General features: G+C 52.5%; 17 protein-coding genes. All 17 read left to right on the top strand.

Annotation, left to right across the window (positions count from 1 at the left end; all coding sequences use genetic code 11):
- The first annotated feature begins 41 nt into the window (after positions 1-41).
- Genes traC through B8P98_RS28785 form a run of 17 tightly spaced genes read left to right on the top strand, consistent with a single transcriptional unit; the run spans position 42 to position 15423 of the window.
- Positions 42-2681, top strand: coding sequence for a type IV secretion system protein TraC (gene traC, locus B8P98_RS28865; protein ID WP_013214024.1), 2640 nt, complete (start codon positions 42-44; stop codon positions 2679-2681).
- Positions 2681-3070: a type-F conjugative transfer system protein TrbI gene (gene trbI / locus B8P98_RS28860; RefSeq protein WP_013214025.1), complete on the top strand. Its 390-nt coding sequence runs from the start codon at positions 2681-2683 to the stop codon at positions 3068-3070. The genes traC and trbI overlap by 1 nt, the downstream gene beginning before the upstream one ends.
- Positions 3070-3705, top strand: a complete 636-nt coding sequence (traW, locus tag B8P98_RS28855; RefSeq protein WP_013214026.1) for a type-F conjugative transfer system protein TraW — start codon at positions 3070-3072, stop codon at positions 3703-3705. The genes trbI and traW overlap by 1 nt, the downstream gene beginning before the upstream one ends.
- Positions 3706-3739: 34 nt before the next feature.
- Positions 3740-4141 (top strand): hypothetical protein, encoded by a 402-nt coding sequence (locus B8P98_RS28850; RefSeq protein WP_004194979.1) that lies wholly within the window; start codon positions 3740-3742, stop codon positions 4139-4141.
- A complete protein-coding gene (gene traU, locus B8P98_RS28845; protein ID WP_013214027.1) occupies positions 4138-5127 on the top strand; it encodes a conjugal transfer pilus assembly protein TraU in 990 nt (329 codons plus the stop codon). The genes B8P98_RS28850 and traU overlap by 4 nt, the downstream gene beginning before the upstream one ends.
- Before the next feature lie 12 nt (positions 5128-5139).
- Positions 5140-5778 (top strand): type-F conjugative transfer system pilin assembly protein TrbC, encoded by a 639-nt coding sequence (trbC, locus tag B8P98_RS28840; RefSeq protein WP_004193871.1) that lies wholly within the window; start codon positions 5140-5142, stop codon positions 5776-5778.
- Positions 5779-5836: 58 nt separating this feature from the next.
- The gene (gene traN, locus B8P98_RS28835; RefSeq protein ID WP_023287134.1) at positions 5837-7792 is read left to right on the top strand and encodes a type-F conjugative transfer system mating-pair stabilization protein TraN; all 1956 of its coding nucleotides are present in this window, start codon (positions 5837-5839) and stop codon (positions 7790-7792) included.
- A 31-nt stretch (positions 7793-7823) separates the two neighbouring features.
- Complete coding sequence (locus B8P98_RS28830) at positions 7824-8078, top strand: conjugal transfer protein TrbE (protein ID WP_023287133.1); 255 nt, start codon at positions 7824-7826, stop codon at positions 8076-8078.
- Positions 8056-8304, top strand: a complete 249-nt coding sequence (locus B8P98_RS28825) for a hypothetical protein (protein ID WP_013214029.1) — start codon at positions 8056-8058, stop codon at positions 8302-8304. The genes B8P98_RS28830 and B8P98_RS28825 overlap by 23 nt, the downstream gene beginning before the upstream one ends.
- A 12-nt stretch (positions 8305-8316) precedes the next feature.
- Positions 8317-8643 (top strand): hypothetical protein, encoded by a 327-nt coding sequence (locus tag B8P98_RS28820; protein WP_004152676.1) that lies wholly within the window; start codon positions 8317-8319, stop codon positions 8641-8643.
- Positions 8644-8663: 20 nt separating this feature from the next.
- Positions 8664-9416, top strand: coding sequence for a type-F conjugative transfer system pilin assembly protein TraF (traF, locus tag B8P98_RS28815; protein ID WP_004152677.1), 753 nt, complete (start codon positions 8664-8666; stop codon positions 9414-9416).
- A gap of 10 nt (positions 9417-9426) precedes the next feature.
- Positions 9427-9666 carry a type-F conjugative transfer system pilin chaperone TraQ gene (traQ, locus tag B8P98_RS28810; protein ID WP_004144400.1) on the top strand — a complete coding sequence of 80 codons (240 nt, stop codon included), beginning with the start codon at positions 9427-9429 and terminating at the stop codon, positions 9664-9666.
- Positions 9638-10195 (top strand): type-F conjugative transfer system pilin assembly thiol-disulfide isomerase TrbB, encoded by a 558-nt coding sequence (trbB, locus tag B8P98_RS28805; protein WP_013214031.1) that lies wholly within the window; start codon positions 9638-9640, stop codon positions 10193-10195. Before traQ ends, trbB begins: the two co-directional genes overlap by 29 nt.
- Before the next feature lie 45 nt (positions 10196-10240).
- On the top strand, positions 10241-10684 hold the full coding sequence (gene trbF, locus B8P98_RS28800) for an F-type conjugal transfer protein TrbF (protein WP_023287131.1): 444 nt from the start codon (positions 10241-10243) through the stop codon (positions 10682-10684).
- Complete coding sequence (gene traH / locus B8P98_RS28795) at positions 10662-12041, top strand: conjugal transfer pilus assembly protein TraH (protein WP_167382709.1); 1380 nt, start codon at positions 10662-10664, stop codon at positions 12039-12041. Before trbF ends, traH begins: the two co-directional genes overlap by 23 nt.
- Positions 12041-14890, top strand: a complete 2850-nt coding sequence (traG, locus tag B8P98_RS28790; protein WP_023287129.1) for a conjugal transfer mating-pair stabilization protein TraG — start codon at positions 12041-12043, stop codon at positions 14888-14890. Before traH ends, traG begins: the two co-directional genes overlap by 1 nt.
- A 5-nt stretch (positions 14891-14895) precedes the next feature.
- Positions 14896-15423 carry a conjugal transfer protein TraS gene (locus tag B8P98_RS28785; protein ID WP_032409657.1) on the top strand — a complete coding sequence of 176 codons (528 nt, stop codon included), beginning with the start codon at positions 14896-14898 and terminating at the stop codon, positions 15421-15423.
- Positions 15424-15455: the final 32 nt, after the last annotated feature.

Here is a 15455-nt window from a genome sequence, read left to right as displayed (position 1 = left end):
TTACCCTTGTTATTTTGAAATGCTCTTAAAGGAACGCCTGCATGAGTAATAACATCATCGATGCCGTCACCCAGACTGTGAATTCACTGGTATCAGCACTGAAGCTGCCCGACGAATCCGCGAAAGCCAATGACACGCTGGGCAGCATGAATTTCCCCCAGTTCAGCCGTATTTTGCCCTATAAGGATTATGATTCCGCGACCGGGCTGTTTATTAATAACAAAACCATCGGTTTTATGTTTGAGGCGCGTCCTTTACCCGGTGCGGATAAAAGTATCGTCGCCACACTGGAGCATTTACTGCGCAGCAAACTTCCCCGGGGCGTCCCGGTCAGTTTTCATCTGGTCTCCAGCAAACTGGTCGGCAATGATATCGACTACGGTCTGCGTGAATTCCGCTGGAGCGGTAAACAGGCTAAGAAGTTTAACGCCATCACCCAGGCCTACTATCTCCGGGCAGCGGAGACGAAGTTCCCCCTGCCTCCTGCACTGGATTTACCCCTGACGCTGCGTAACTACCGCGTGTACATCTCCTGCTGCGTGCCCCGGAAGAAAAACTCCACCACGCAAATTGTGGAGATGGAGAACCAGATTAAAATCCTGCGGGCGTCACTGGGCGGTGCCTATATTCCGACGCGTATCCTTGATGCTGCCGGGCTGGTCGAACTGATGCGCGAGCTGATAAACCCGGACCCGCACGAGATGTACCGCGTACCGTATAAGCTGGACCCCTATCAGGATCTGAACTATCAGTGTGTCGATGACAGCTTTGATATGCAGGTCACCGCCGGTCATCTGAAAATTGGCCGCCTGGGGCGCGACGGGAAAGAGTGCGTAACCCGGGTGACGAGCTACCATCTGGAGAGTGATCCGGAAATGGCCTTCCTCTGGACCTCCGCGGATAACTACGCCAACCTGCTTAACCCGGAGCTCTCCATCTCCTGCCCCTTTGTCATCACGCTGACGCTGATGGTGGAGGACCAGGTGAAGACCCAGAATGAAGCCAACATGAAATTCATGGACGTGGAGAAGAAAAGCAAAACCTCCTACGCGAAGTTTTTTCCGAACGTGATAAAGGAAATGCAGGAGTGGGGCGATATCCGCCAGCGACTGGCGACCAACCAGACCTCCCTGGTGTCCTACTTCTTTAATATCACCACGTACACCGCAGACAGCACAGAGGCCTCTCTCGCCGCTGAACAGCAGGTGCTCAACAGCTACCGTAAAGGCGGTTTCCAGCTGATCCCGGCCCGCTACCATCACCTGCGTAACTTTCTGGCCATGATGCCGTTCAAGTGTGGTGAGGGCCTGTTTAAAGAGCTGCAGGCGGCAGGCGTGGTGAAGCGGGCGGAGACGTTCCAGGTGGCTAACCTCCTGCCGATCGTCGCTGACAGCCCGCTGGCGCCGGCGGGACTCCTGGCGCCCACCTACCGAAATCAGCTGGCGTTCATCGACCTGTTCTACGAGGGAATGAACAATACCAATTTCAACATGGCAGTCTGCGGGACGTCCGGGGCGGGTAAAACCGGTCTGATTCAGCCCCTCATTCGCAGTGTGCTCGACTCCGGCGGGTTTGCCTGGGTGTTCGACATGGGCGATGGCTATAAGTCCCTGTGTGAAAACATGGGGGGCGTATACCTCGATGGCGATACCCTCAAGTTTAACCCGTTCGCCAACGTGCTGGATGATGCTCACTTTGACATGTCAGCAGAACGTATACGCGATCAGATGTCGGTGATGGCCAGTCCGAACGGCAACCTCGATGAAGTCCATGAAGGTCTGCTTCTGCAGGCAGTTCAGGCGGCCTGGTTAAGCAAGCGTAATCATGCACGCGTTGATGACGTAGTTCAGTTTTTACAGGACGCGAAGGACAGCGATGAATATGCTGATTCCCCGACAATCCGGGGCCGTCTGGACGAGATGATAATCCTGCTCGATCAGTACACGGTGAATGGGATCTACGGGGACTATTTCAACTCAGATAAACCAACACTTCACGATGACGCCCGGATGGTGGTACTGGAGCTCGGTGGCCTGGAGTCGCGGCCCTCTCTGCTTATCGCGGTGATGTTCTCATTGATTATTTACATCGAGAACAGGATGTATCAGTCACCGCGTGGCCTGAAAAAACTGAACGTCATCGATGAGGGCTGGAAGCTCCTTGATTTCAAGAATGAAAAAGTGGGGCAGTTTATCGAGAAAGGCTACCGTACCGCGCGTCGACATACCGGCGCATACATCACCATCACGCAAAATATCGTGGACTTCGACTCCCCGACCGCATCGAGCGCTGCACGCGCTGCCTGGGGGAACTCGTCGTACAAGGCCATTCTGAAGCAGTCAGCCAAAGAGTTTGCCAAGTATAACCAGCTGTACCCGGATCAGTTCAGCAAGCTGGAGAAAGACATGATTAACGGCTTCGGTTCGGCCAAAGAGCAGTGGTTCTCCTCTTTTATGCTGCAGGTGGAAGCGAACTGCTCCTGGCACCGCCTGTTCGTTGACCCGCTCAGCCGGGCGATGTACTCCTCCAAAGGCCCGGATTTTGAGTACATGCAAGCGCGCCGGCAGGAGGGGGTCGATATCCACGATGCGGTATACGGACTGGCGTGCCGCAACTTTAAAGACGAAATGGCAGAGCTTGAATCCCGAATACCGGTGAATGACATGGAGGATAAACAGTGATGAAAAACAACACCGAACAACCGGTCAGTACGACCTCTCTTACCTTTCGCCGGATACCTGTCATCGTTGCTCTCGTGCTTTTCGCCCTGGCAACCAGCGCGTTTCTCTCACGCGTGGTTCTGGACTACTCCACGCCGCGGGTGGTGGCTTTTGATATGAAGAAAACGCTCGACAGCTTTATGGACAGTGTGAGTCAGAAGCAGCTGACAGAGGCGCAGTCCAAAGCGCTCTCTGATCGGTTTAACGACGCGCTGGAGAAGAGTCTGGCGGAGTATCAGCAGCAGCATCATGTGGTCATTCTGGTTTCACCTGCCGTGGTTCAGGGCGCGCCTGATGTGACCCGCAACATCCAGCACGACATTGCCCGCCGGATGAAAGGAGAAGAGTAATGATACGACTGAAAGACTGTCTGCTCGCCGCCTGCCTGTTATCGCCGCTGACTCAGGCGGCTGATCTCGGTACCTGGGGGGATTTATGGCCCGTCCGGGAGCAGGACATGCTGCAGCTCATCACGCAGCGTCTGCAGTCGCTGCAATCCTCTGGCCAGTGGGGCCAGACGATGGATGCGTTTAAGCAGCGGGTTATCGAGAACAGTCAGCGTCCGGCGCCGGTGGAAGGCATTAAGCGTGCGGAGAAATACGAGCAGCGCTGGTTTGATCCCAGCATCCGACTGACCGAAGACCTGAAGGACAATGAGGGGCGGGTGTTTGCCCGCAAGGGCGAAGTGGTGAACCCGCTTAAAACCGTACCGTTTGTCCAGACCCTGTACTTCATCAATGGTGACGATGCCGACCAGCTGGCCTGGATGAAGCGTCAGGTGCCGGAAACCCTGATGAGCAAAATTATCCTGGTGCGTGGCAGTATCCCGGACACCTCCGCAGCGCTGGACAGCCGGATCTATTTCGACCAGAACGGTGTACTGAGCAAGCGATTTGGCCTGACGGCGGTCCCGGCGCGGATCACGCCGGCGCCCTCCGGTGAACGGCTGAATATTGAGACCTTCCCGCCCGTCCCGCACCCCTGATCTGGGGCTGCGTTTTATTCAAAAGAGGTAACCGATGCCGATGATACTGGCCTTAATAATCCTGCTCACGATGCTCTTGCTGACGCTAATGTGGTCCACCATCCGTAAGCAGGAGAATGTCATACGGGAACTCAGTACAAGAGAAAGCTGGCTGGAGAGAGAGGTTGAGCGTCTCAGGACCGATAACGAGAAGCTGTACCGCTGGCTGAGATACAACGGTGAAAAGGTTATCGATGAAATGACTTGTGAACTCGATGCACTGTCCGCCGTTCGCCAGACGAACAGGGATTCATACCGTCGCCAGCTTTACCTCTTCGACTGCCTGTCCCTGATGGTGTGGGCCGGGATGGAGGGCGCCGAAGACTCTACACGGGAAAAGGTCCGCAATAAAACCGATGCCCTCCGTCTTGTTCTCAGGGAGAAAACTGACGAATGAAAGCCATATTTTTTTTAATCTGCATCGCGTTCTCAACGTTCAGTGGCCGCGCCGCCGCAGACCCCTCCTGTGAGGGCCGGTTTGTTAACCCGATCACCGATGTGTGCTGGCGCTGCATATTTCCTTTATCACTCGGCAGCGTGCAGGTTGGTAAAGGCGATCTACCTGATACCAGCAATCCGGGTAGTCCCCTGCAGCTGTGTCCGGCGCCGCCACCGATTTTTGTTCGTCCCGGCCTGGCCATCGGGTACTGGGAGCCGATGGCCATGACGGACGTCAGCCGTTCGCCTGGCTGTATGGTCAATCTGGGGGGCTTCAGTATCAATCTCGGCAAGACCGGTATGGGGACCGCGAGAAAGGACGATAAGCAGGTGAACGGCGCTTTTTATCACGTTCACTGGTACAAGTACCCGCTGACCTACTGGCTGAACATCATCACCTCCGCAGGCTGTCTGGAAGGCGGAGACATGGATATAGCCTATCTGTCCGAGATTGACCCGACCTGGGTGGACAGCAGCCTCACCACCATTCTGAATCCGGAAGCCATCCTGTTTGCCAACCCCATCGCACAGGGGGCGTGCGCGGCTGACGCTATGGCCAGCGCGTTTCATATGCCACTCGATATTCTGTTCTGGTGTGCCGGCTCTCAGGGTTCGATGTACCCGTTTAGCGGCTGGGTAAGCAACGAGTCCAGTCCGCTGCAGTCCTCGTTACTTGTCAGCGAGCGCATGGCGTACAAGCTTCACCGGCAGGGACAAATTATGGAGAGCATCGGGAAGGACAAGGCGGTCTGCTATGAGTATCCGTCCCCGATCATCCCCAAAGAGCGCTGGCGCTATCAGATGGTGAACATGTACCCGGACAGCGGCCAGTGCCATCCCGTGGGGCGCAGCGTGATGCGCTGGGAGGCCGGTAAAAATCCACCCAACACCCGTAAGAACTATGGCTATCTGATGTGGCGTAAACGCAATTGTGTCTTTCTCTGACAGGAGTCTCTCATGAAATTAATGAATCTGTTTATGGTCATGCTTTTGCTGACCGGACGAGCAGTGTTGGCTGAAACCTCCTCTGTTACAGACAGAGAATGGCTGAAGCAGCAGGAGAACCTCAGCGAACAGCTGCGCCAGCATCCGGATAAACAGCTGCAGCAGGAGCTTGAGGCGCAAATCAACCGTAATCCTCTGCCCAAATCAGACCGCCAGTTTATCGATAATCTGGTCAGCCAGCAGAAAGCGGCGAATCAGGAAAAGCCGGCAGAAGGGGCGCTGTACTTTGTCTCCTTCTCGATACCTGAAGAGGGGCTGAAGCGGATGCTGCACGAAACCCGGCAGTACGGCATTCCGGCGACACTGCGTGGGCTCGTCAATAACGACATGAAGACCACCACTGACGCGGTGCTGCAGCTGGTGAAGGATGGCGTGACCGACGGCGTGCAGATCGACCCGACACTATATACGCAGTACAGCATCCGGAGTGTGCCGTCTCTGGTGGTACGGTGTCAGGCCGGATATGACGTGGTACGCGGTAACATTCACGTCAAACAGGCGCTGGAGAAAGTGGCACAAACCGGTGACTGCGCACAGGTGGCCCGGCAAATACTTGATGCGCCCTCGAATGCCGCCGGGAGCCAGCCATGAAAGACAGACCGTACTTCATAGCGTTACCGGAAATGGTGAGGGATGAGGGAGGGCAAAAATGAAGACGGTTATTTCCGTACTGACTGCGCATTTTTTTGTCCTGAGCGCCTTTATCTGGCTGGCATCCCCCGCCTGTGCTGACAGTGGAAGCGACTATAAAGCTGGTTCGGATTTTGCGAAACAGGTGCAGGGCAATGGTCTGAACTCACTGAAAAATTTCAGTGGTGAGCAAAACCTGCCGGGGTATACCGACAGCCCTGATCAGGCAAAATACTATGGCGGCGTCACTGCCAGCGGAGACAGCTCTCTGAAAAGCGATTCAGCCCTGGAGTTCAGCCAGGGAGATACCGGCAAAGCGATTACTGAGTCGTTCACGAACCGGCCACCGGATCAGATATCTCAGGATGCACCGTTTATTCAGGCCGCAAAGGATACAGAATCCCGTGCCGACAGCATTGTCGGCGATACCGGACAGTCCTGTACCGCCCAGGTTGTGAACCGCAGTGAGTTCACAAACCATACCTGCGAACGTGATCTGCAGGTGGAAAATTTTTGCACACGGGAAGCGACCCTGAAGGATAACGCCACCACACAGAAAGTTAACCGAACCTATCAGCAGGTGGTGACGCTGAATTATGCCCGGAATACCCGGCAATGGAGTGGCAACCTGACGATCCCGACCAACGGTCGTCTGCTGAATGCCTCGGTGGATGGTGAGCCTCTGGTGATCCCCTGGATTGAAGAATGCGATTCCGAAGGGAAGGTGCGGGATAGCTGCAAGAGTGCAGTGAGTGAAAGCCTGACCCTCTTTGAACGAACGTTCCCCATTGATGTGATCAGCTGGCCACGTTCAGAATCGATGTGTTCAGGCGGTCAGAACACGCATTGTACGAAATATACCTATGACGGGAAGGGGAAGATTCATCAGTCGTTTGGTGTGGACAAAGCGGTCACTGCTGGGCAGAACTTTTCAGTAAGCAAAACATCACGGACCGTATCATCGGCCAGCCAGAAACCCGTACAGGTCACGGTCACCCTGGTGATGGAAGAAACCGAAACCGTCTATGCACCTGAAGTCGTCTGGGTTGAAAACTGTCCGTTCAGTAAGGATGAAGGGAAAAAAACGGGCGAGGAATGTATCAGTCCGGGAGGAACGCGAACCATCACCCTCGGAGGCAGGGATTACTCGTTCACGGAGGCCTGCTGGAAATATAAGGATACCTGGCTCACGCAGCCGGCGGACAACGGCTCCTGTGAAAGCCTGATGAAAAATACGGCCTGTACTCTGTCATCCCGCCAGTGCGCCTTCTCCAGCGAGGAAGGCACGTGCCTGCATGAATATGCAACGTATTCCTGCGAAACCAGGACGAGTGGCAAGCAAATGATCTGCGGCGGTGATGTCTTCTGCCTTGATGGTGAATGTGACAAAGCCACGTCCGGGAAGAGCAACGACTTTGGGCAGGCGGTGTCTGAGCTGGCGGCACTGGCTGCCGCGGGGAAGGACGTCGCGGCACTGAACGGGGTGGATGTCCGGGCATTCACCGGAAAAGCGAAGTTCTGTAAGAAGTTTGCTGCCGGCTTCAGTAACTGCTGCAAAGACAGCGGCTGGGGCCAGGATGTGGGGCTGGCACGCTGCAGCAGCGAGGAAAAGGCGCTGGCCAAAGCGAAAAAAGACAAGCTGACGGTCAGTATAGGGGAATTCTGCTCTAAAAAGGTTCTGGGGATTTGCCTGGAGAAAAAAAGGAGCTATTGCCAGTTCGACTCAAAACTGGCGCAGATCGTTCAGCAGCAGGGAAGAAACGGTCAGCTGCATATCGGTTTTGGCGGCGCCAGCAGTCCTGACTGTCGGGGCATTACCGTCGCGGAACTCCAGGGGATTGATTTTAACAAGCTGGATTTCACCAACTTTATGGACGACCTGATGAAAAATCAAAAAATACCGGAAAACGATGTGCTCACCAATAAGACCAGAGAACGAATTAAGGAAATCATGAGTCAGCAATCCGCGCAATAAACCATGCTGCCTAATAAAGAGACCGATAATCATGAAAATGAGTTTTCACAAAAAGCCTGTTATTGATTTTGTCCTGAGATTAACGCTAACAATAATCATTATTTCTCCGGTGATTTATTTCTCCTGGGATGCAGTCAAAGGGACGTCGGGAAGTGATTATGTCGAAAGTGTGGTCTTTATTCTTATGGCTGGGTTTGCCATGTCTGTATGTTGTTTGTTTTTCTCAGTCCTGGAGAAAGTTATAAATGCAAGGAAAAGCAAAGATGAATCAATATATCACGATTGAGAAATTTATAGACATTCTGAATGAAGAGAATTTACCCCAGGAGCATCATGTTATGGTGCTGGCTGTTCTTGCGGATATCTCTCTGCATACAGACAGGTTCCTGATTAACTCGTCCGAACTGGTTCAGATGGCCGCTCAGTACTCACCTGCTTTCCAGAAACTGCCAGCGGACCGGCAGGCTTTTATATCTTCAGTACTGAGCATGCCGCTATTCCTTATTATGTGACCAGGAGAGTCAATGGAAGAGAAAAAAGCATACGGGCTGGTCATGGTGTTTGTCGGGGTGTTTGTCTTTCTCCTGGTCAGCATTATGTCGTACAGCCTGTGGCGGGACAGGCAGGTTAACGCATTTATGACAACCAACCGGGCCTGGGGGATCCAGTGCGACACTGTTTCTCAGGCCGCGTGGGTGATCAGGGACGGGGAGCGGGTGGACCTTCAGATAAATTATCTGCCTCTGTACTGCAGCGGTTATCGCTTTGAAGCCCGTGATGATGCAGGAAAGGTACAGCGCCAGCTCGATAAATACAGTGTCTATCAGCATCTGTCACGCCAGTCGCATTAATTCATAAAAGGGTATTTGCCATGCGAACAATACATGCCGCCATGCTGGCGGGGTGCCTTTGCTGCGCCCTGATGCCGGCTTTCGCCAAAGACGCGGGCTGGCAGTGGTACAACGAGAAACTGAAGCCCCGTGATGAGGACAGGAAAGCCGTACCAGCGGCACCACCGCCGCAAATGGATATTCTGGAGAAACTCGCCACACTCCAGGCGGCCACCAAACGGTCGTTGTACGAAGCCATTCTGTATCCATCGTCTGAAAACTTCGTGAAGTATTTCCGGCTGCAGAACTACTGGACGCAGCAGGCAGGTTTGTTCTCGATGAGTGCGAAGAAAGCCATGCTGGAAAACCCCGAACTCGATTACAACCTGCAGTACAGCCACTACAACGGCACGGTAAAAAACCAGCTCGCTGCCGACTATGCCGAACAGCGACAGGCTATCTCCACCCTCGCACAGCACTACGGCGTGATGTTCTTCTACCGGGGCCGGGAAGCGATCGATGGCCAGCTGGTCCAGGTGATTAAAAATTTTCGCGAAACCTATGGCCTGAGCGTGATACCGGTGTCGGTTGACGGAGTGATTAACCCCATGCTGCCCGACAGCCGGACGGACCAGGGCCAGGCAGAGCAGCTTGGCGTGAAGTTCTTCCCCGCGATGATGCTGGTTAACCCGAAAAGTGGCCAGGTGAAGCCTCTCAGTTACGGCTTTATCAGTCAGGACGACCTGGCGAAACAGTTCCTCTATGTCTCCAGCGACTTTAAACCGAATTTCTAAGGAGTGTGTCATGCGAAATATTCGTTTTCCGGATTTAGATATCACCGGGATGTGGGTGCTGGCCGTGGGCGTGTTTTTCCACCTGATAGCCCGGCTTGTCAGAAAACAGCCTGAGCTGGCCGTCCAGGCCGGGGAAATCTTCGGGCTGGGTATGGTGGTGTTCGGGGGATACCGCATTCTAAACGCCCTGATTGCTGAAGCCGAAAAAGAGGAGAAAGCCTGTGAAAAACAGCCTGATGAACCTCGCTAAGACGCCGCTGGCGGCACTGGCGCTTTCCCTTGCACTGGCTGGGGTGGCACATGCGGGAACGCTCGATGAGGTGAAGTCGCTCTGGGATCCGCGGGGTATCTCCGGTACTGAAACGGCCTCCCCGCAGAGCGACACTCCCCAGGCGGTGAGCGGGGCATCTCAGCCTCGCTGGTTACGACTCAGCAACGGAAAGCAGGTGGACCTGCGCGACTGGAAAGTGGTGCTGTTCATGCAGGGGCACTGTCCCTACTGTCATAAATTTGACCCGGTGCTGAAACAGTTGGCCGGACAGTATGGCTTCTCCGTGTTTTCTTACACCATTGACGGACAGGGTGATGATGCGTTTCCTGAAGCGCTGCCGGCGCCTCCTGACGTGATGCAGACCTTTTTCCCGAATATCCCGGTGGCCACCCCGACCACGTTTCTGGTGAACGTAAACACGCTGGCAGCGTACCCGATCCTGCAGGGCGCCACGGATGCGCAGGGCTTTATGGCCAGAGTGGATACGGTATTTCAGATGATGCACTGAGTCTCTGTTATATCCGGTCTTAGCAAGTGATTAAGGAAAATAGCCATGAACAAATATATACGTTCGACGGGACTGTATGCGTTTTTATTTCCAGCCAGTTTAAAAGCACCCGGGCAGACATCAGCAGAAAAAATAGAACAACTGAAGCCGGAATTTATTCACCGGGAAAGGCGTCTGGAAATCTATCTGGAATTATTCATTGTGTTTCTCACTGCAGGTGCTCTGTTGTTATGGATAATGAGAATTTTATTTAATCTCTGCGTGGATGACTGGATAGCCAGCGGTGACCTGCGAGTAAAAGACCTGTGGAATATTATGATGTACGCCATCCCTTATGCGCTGATCGCTGTTGGGGTGGGGTTCTTTGTTGCCGGAGTGACATTAGCGATCCGCAATTTTTTCAGTTATCACCTTAAGACCCTTTTTATTCTGAGAAATGACAGAGTTAAAAAGAATGCTGTGCGTAATGGAGGACAGGATGCGAATTAAACTTCTGTCACTTTTCTGCGGTGCCGCGCTTGGCCTGTCATTTAGCGCCGCCGCCGATGTGAATGGCGACATGAATAACTTCTTCAATAAGCTCGGGTTTGCGTCCAATACCAGCCAGCCACAGGTCTGGCAGGGGCAGGCGGCGGGTTATGCCTCTGGCGGTTCGCTGTATGCCAGAACGCAGGTGAAAACGATCCAGCTGGTCAGCATGACCCTGCCGGATATTAACGCCGGCTGCGGCGGCATCGATGCGTACCTGGGGGCGTTCTCCTTTATCAACAGCGAGCAGCTGCAGCGGTTCGCAAAACAAATCATGAGCAACGCCGCGGGGTACTTTTTTGATCTCGCTTTGCAAACCACGGTACCGGAGATTAAAACCGCAAAGGACTTCCTTCAAAAGATGGCCACTGACATGAACAGCATGAACCTCAGTTCCTGCCAGGCTGCTCAGGGAATTGTGGGTGGCCTGTTTCCTCGTACCCAGGTCGCTCAACAAAAGGTCTGCCAGGACATTGCCGGTGAAAGCAATATCTTTTCGGACTGGGCCGCGTCGCGCCAGGGTTGTACGGTGGGCGGCAAGATGGACAGCGTCCAGGATAAGGCCAGCGATAAAGACAAAGAACGTGTGATGAAAAACATCAACATCATGTGGAATGCCTTATCGAAGAACCGGCTCTTCGACGGCAATAAGGAGCTGAAGGAATTCATCATGACGCTCACCGGTACGCTGATTTTCGGGGAGAACAGTGAAATCACGCCGCTGCCGGCACGCACCACTGACCAGGATCTGATTAGAGCTATGATGGAGGGCGGCACGGCTAAAATCTACCACTGCAATGATTCGGATAAGTGTCTTAAGGTCGTTGCTGATGCGACCGTGACCATCACTTCCAATAAAGCGCTAAAAAGCCAGATTTCCGCTTTGTTAAGCAGTATCCAGAATAAAGCAGTGGCTGATGAAAAACTGACGGATCAGGAGAAAGGGTTTATCTCCAGCACCACCATTCCGGTATTCAAATACCTGGTCGATCCGCAGATGCTCGGGGTGTCTAACTCACTTATTTACCAGCTGACGGACTATATCGACTACGACATCCTGCTGCAGTACATTCAGGAACTTATCCAGCAGGCCCGGGCGATGGTTTCAACCGGTAATTATCCCCAGTCGACAATGGATATGATCATGGAAAACCTCAATCAGGCGAGTGTCCAGATTGCCGCTTTTCAGTCCCGTGTTCAGGTTCAGCAGGACGCCTTGCTTGTGGTTGACAGACAAATGAGTTACATGCGCCAGCAGGTCTCTGCCCGCATGATGACCCGCTACCAGAATAACTATCATTTTGGGGGGAATCTGTAATGCTTGAGATATATGCCATTGCTGGCGGCGACTGGTTACGGGGCAACCTGAACGCGATTGCGGCGTTTATGGGGACCAGCACATGGTCGACTATAGAAAAGATGTGTATCGCCATCTCGGTACTCATTGTGGCGGGGAACTGGGTAAAAAAACACAACGTAATGGACCTTATTGGCTGGGTCTTTTCCCTCACCCTGGTCTCTATGCTGGTTGTCATTCGTACCCCTGTGCAGATCATCGATTACAGTAACGTTGCGCAGGTCTATGAAGTCGATAATGTGCCTATTGGTCTGGCGATTCCGGCGTCGCTGACAACACGGGTAGGAAACGCGCTTATCCAGAGTTATGAGATGGTCTTCGCGCTGCCGGACAGTGTCACGTACAGTAAAACGGGGATGTTATTTGGCAGTAATCTGGTCGCGAAAAGTACGGATTTTTTGTCACAAAATCCTCAGATTACGACGCTGTTTTCCGATTACGTACAAAACTGTGTGATGGGCGATATTTTCCTCAATCATAAGTACTCTTTTGAAGAATTACTGAATTCACCTGATCCGTATACCCTGATTTTTGCAAACCCAAGCCCACTGCGTGGCGTGTTTGATAAAAACAACCAGTTCCAGACATGCGAAGAGGCCTCACGGGATCTGAAATCGGCTCTTGCGCTGGATACTCAGACAGGCGGGAAAACCTGGAACTACTATGTTCGTCAGCTGTTTGGCGGCAAACCTAATCCCGATCTGCTTTTCAGCCAGATGATTGGCGACAGCTACAATTACTTCTACAGCTCGGGACAGAGCGCCGGGCAGATTATCCGCCAGAACGTCACGATGAACGCCCTGCGCAGTGGGATCCAGAGTTATGCGGCCCGCAGCGGGGACACCGCCAGTCTGGTCAATATGGCTAACACATCATCCCTTGAAAAGCAGCGGCTGGCACAGGCCACAATGGGGCACCAGGCGCTTCGCGCACTTCCACTGATGCAGACCGTCATTATGGGTTTAATGATTGGGATGTTCCCGATCATGGTGATGGCCGCCATGTTTAACATGATGACGCTGCAGGTGCTTAAAGGGTATGTGTTTGCGCTTATCTGGCTGCAGACGTGGCCATTACTGTTCGCCATCCTGAACAGCGCGATGGCCTACTATGCGAAGCAAAATGGCGTGCCGGTTGTTCTCTCTGAGTTGTCGCAGGTTCAGCTCAAAAACTCGGATATTGCGACCACCGCGGGTTATATTGCCGTGATGATACCGCCCTTGTCGTGGGGGATCGTGAAGAGCATGGGGGCCGCTTTCTCCAGTGCCTACAGCCATTTTTCTTCTTCGGGGCTCAGTGCAACATCGCAGGCGGCCTCCGGCGTGGTGGACGGGAATTACTCTTTCGCCAACATGCAGATGGAGAACGTCAGCGGCTACAGCTGGGGTACCAACAGTACAACCAGTTTCGGACAGATGTCGCGGCAGCTGGCGAATGGGGGTATGAGCACGCAGACGCGGGATGGATCGATGGTCTGGGACAGTGGTGGTGCAATGTCAAAACTGCCGGTGGATATCAACGTCGGTCGTCAGATAGCCAGTGCGCAGCAACAGATGGCCCGTGAGGCTGATGTCCAGGCCGAAAGCGCGCTGCATGGCTATAACAGCAGCGTGACAAGTGCCTGGAATAGTCTGCAGCAATTTGGCACCAATAAAGGGAACAGCACATCAACAACGACTGGGGCCGATACTACCGAGTCTTCGCAGGATTCGATGGCCAGAAGCAAGATGTGGAATGCGGTTGTTGCTAATGCGAAAGCCAACAATATCAGTAATGAGGAGTCTTTCCAGCAGTTGATGGATGATTCGGCTAAAAGTACGCAGGGCGTTGATTTATTCGGATCAGGTAAGTGGAGTTCAGGGGATCAGCTGTTTGGTAAGCTAGGTAAATGGGGAACTGGATTATCTGCTGAGGCCGGATTTAAAGGCAGTGTGGGTTGGGCCCACAGCTCAGGTAATACAGATAACGTTGGAACTTCCGGTCGGGAATCTCATGACAGCCGGCATGATACCAGCAGTCAGGCAGCGAAAGACTTTAAGGAAGCATCCGATTACTTTACCAGCCGCAAAACCACCACATCGGGCAATATTACCGATAATAATGCCAGCTCGCGTGTTGACCAGTTTGCCGCGTCACTCTCCAGTGCCAAAAACAGCTATGACCAGTATACAACCAGCCGGACACGCAGCCATGAATACAGTGAGATGGCGTCACGCACAGAGAGCATGACTGGCCAGATGAACGAAAACCTGACTCAGCAGTTTGCGAACTTTGTTCAGCATCGTGCTCCACAGGATGCCGAGGCCATTCTGACCAATACCAGTTCTCCTGAAATTGCGGCGCAGCGTGAAGCCCTGGCGCGTGAATTCGTCAAAGAGCAGGTAGAACCCAGGGTTGATGCTGCATATCAACAGGGGCGTGAAAGCATCGGACAGAATATGACAGGGGTGTCAGGAGGTGGAGACAATGGTTCGGTAATGGCCGACTACAGACATAATTCCGCCCGTATCGATGCGATGACGCAACGGGCAGATATTAAGGATAATGTGGGTCAGAAAGTGGATGGGATGATTACAGAGAATAAACAACAGCATCAGGAAACCCGTGAAAACATACAACGGCAAGGCGCAGAGGTGAAAAATGAGAATGCTGAAATGGAAAAGGACCATAAAACAAAAGCAAATGAGTTTAAAGGTGATTATAATGAAAGAAAGAGTAAGGTGAAAACTTTACCAGGAGCTGACTCGCCTGCTGAGTTAGAGGCGAAAGCGGCGAAAATTCAAAAGGATTATCTTGATGGTAAAAGGTAAAAATGATGATTACGAACAAAATACTTATTGAGGAAGTGGAGGAACTGAAAAGTCTACTTTCACAAGGGAAGGCTGAAATTCCATCTTTTTGGGAGTGCCTTTGGCCAGGCGTAGTGTTAGTTGCATGGAATATACTTTGCGCTGTAATTAGTGTGGATACTGTGTATTTGTCAGGAAAGTATATGTTTCATGTTTTGGTTTTTCCTGTTGGGGTCAGTACCATTATGCTCCTGGGCATTGCCAGTTCACGTTCTCTGTTTTTGTCAGTTCCGAAAAATTTTAGAGAAAAATCGGATGTATATCGTTTTTTTGCTAAGAAAGTTTTTATTTATGCTGTTGTTTACATGACGGTGATTATGTTATTGGCTATTTGTAATAGAGTGTTTTATGACTCACCATTCTCTTTTGCATTTATGGTTATTTTAACGTCCGTTTTTTTTGGTTTTGTCATGAATCTGGATTTTGGACGATATCAGCTATCATTACTCACCTCTGCAATAAATTCTTTTCGAGTAGAAAAGTTGGGGGGGTAATCATCCAGATGCAACCTATCAATTATGGTAGT

It is taken from the genome of Klebsiella quasivariicola, assembly GCF_002269255.1.
GTDB classification, from domain to species: Bacteria; Pseudomonadota; Gammaproteobacteria; order Enterobacterales; family Enterobacteriaceae; genus Klebsiella; species Klebsiella quasivariicola.
The sequence above is the reverse complement of the archived record's forward strand: the minus strand, read 5'-3'. Positions and strand labels throughout refer to the sequence as shown.

Bases quoted from the DNA above. Each gene is read 5' to 3' on its own strand.
- traC (WP_013214024.1), top strand. From the start codon at position 42: ATGAGTAATAACATCATCGATGCCGTCACCCAGACTGTGAATTCACTG.
- trbI (WP_013214025.1), top strand. From the start codon at position 2,681: ATGAAAAACAACACCGAACAACCGGTCAGTACGACCTCTCTTACCTTT.
- traW (WP_013214026.1), top strand. From the start codon at position 3,070: ATGATACGACTGAAAGACTGTCTGCTCGCCGCCTGCCTGTTATCGCCG.
- B8P98_RS28850 (WP_004194979.1), top strand. From the start codon at position 3,740: ATGCCGATGATACTGGCCTTAATAATCCTGCTCACGATGCTCTTGCTG.
- traU (WP_013214027.1), top strand. From the start codon at position 4,138: ATGAAAGCCATATTTTTTTTAATCTGCATCGCGTTCTCAACGTTCAGT.
- trbC (WP_004193871.1), top strand. From the start codon at position 5,140: ATGAAATTAATGAATCTGTTTATGGTCATGCTTTTGCTGACCGGACGA.
- traN (WP_023287134.1), top strand. From the start codon at position 5,837: ATGAAGACGGTTATTTCCGTACTGACTGCGCATTTTTTTGTCCTGAGC.
- B8P98_RS28830 (WP_023287133.1), top strand. From the start codon at position 7,824: ATGAAAATGAGTTTTCACAAAAAGCCTGTTATTGATTTTGTCCTGAGA.
- B8P98_RS28825 (WP_013214029.1), top strand. From the start codon at position 8,056: ATGAATCAATATATCACGATTGAGAAATTTATAGACATTCTGAATGAA.
- B8P98_RS28820 (WP_004152676.1), top strand. From the start codon at position 8,317: ATGGAAGAGAAAAAAGCATACGGGCTGGTCATGGTGTTTGTCGGGGTG.
- traF (WP_004152677.1), top strand. From the start codon at position 8,664: ATGCGAACAATACATGCCGCCATGCTGGCGGGGTGCCTTTGCTGCGCC.
- traQ (WP_004144400.1), top strand. From the start codon at position 9,427: ATGCGAAATATTCGTTTTCCGGATTTAGATATCACCGGGATGTGGGTG.
- trbF (WP_023287131.1), top strand. From the start codon at position 10,241: ATGAACAAATATATACGTTCGACGGGACTGTATGCGTTTTTATTTCCA.
- traH (WP_167382709.1), top strand. From the start codon at position 10,662: ATGGAGGACAGGATGCGAATTAAACTTCTGTCACTTTTCTGCGGTGCC.
- traG (WP_023287129.1), top strand. From the start codon at position 12,041: ATGCTTGAGATATATGCCATTGCTGGCGGCGACTGGTTACGGGGCAAC.
- B8P98_RS28785 (WP_032409657.1), top strand. From the start codon at position 14,896: ATGATTACGAACAAAATACTTATTGAGGAAGTGGAGGAACTGAAAAGT.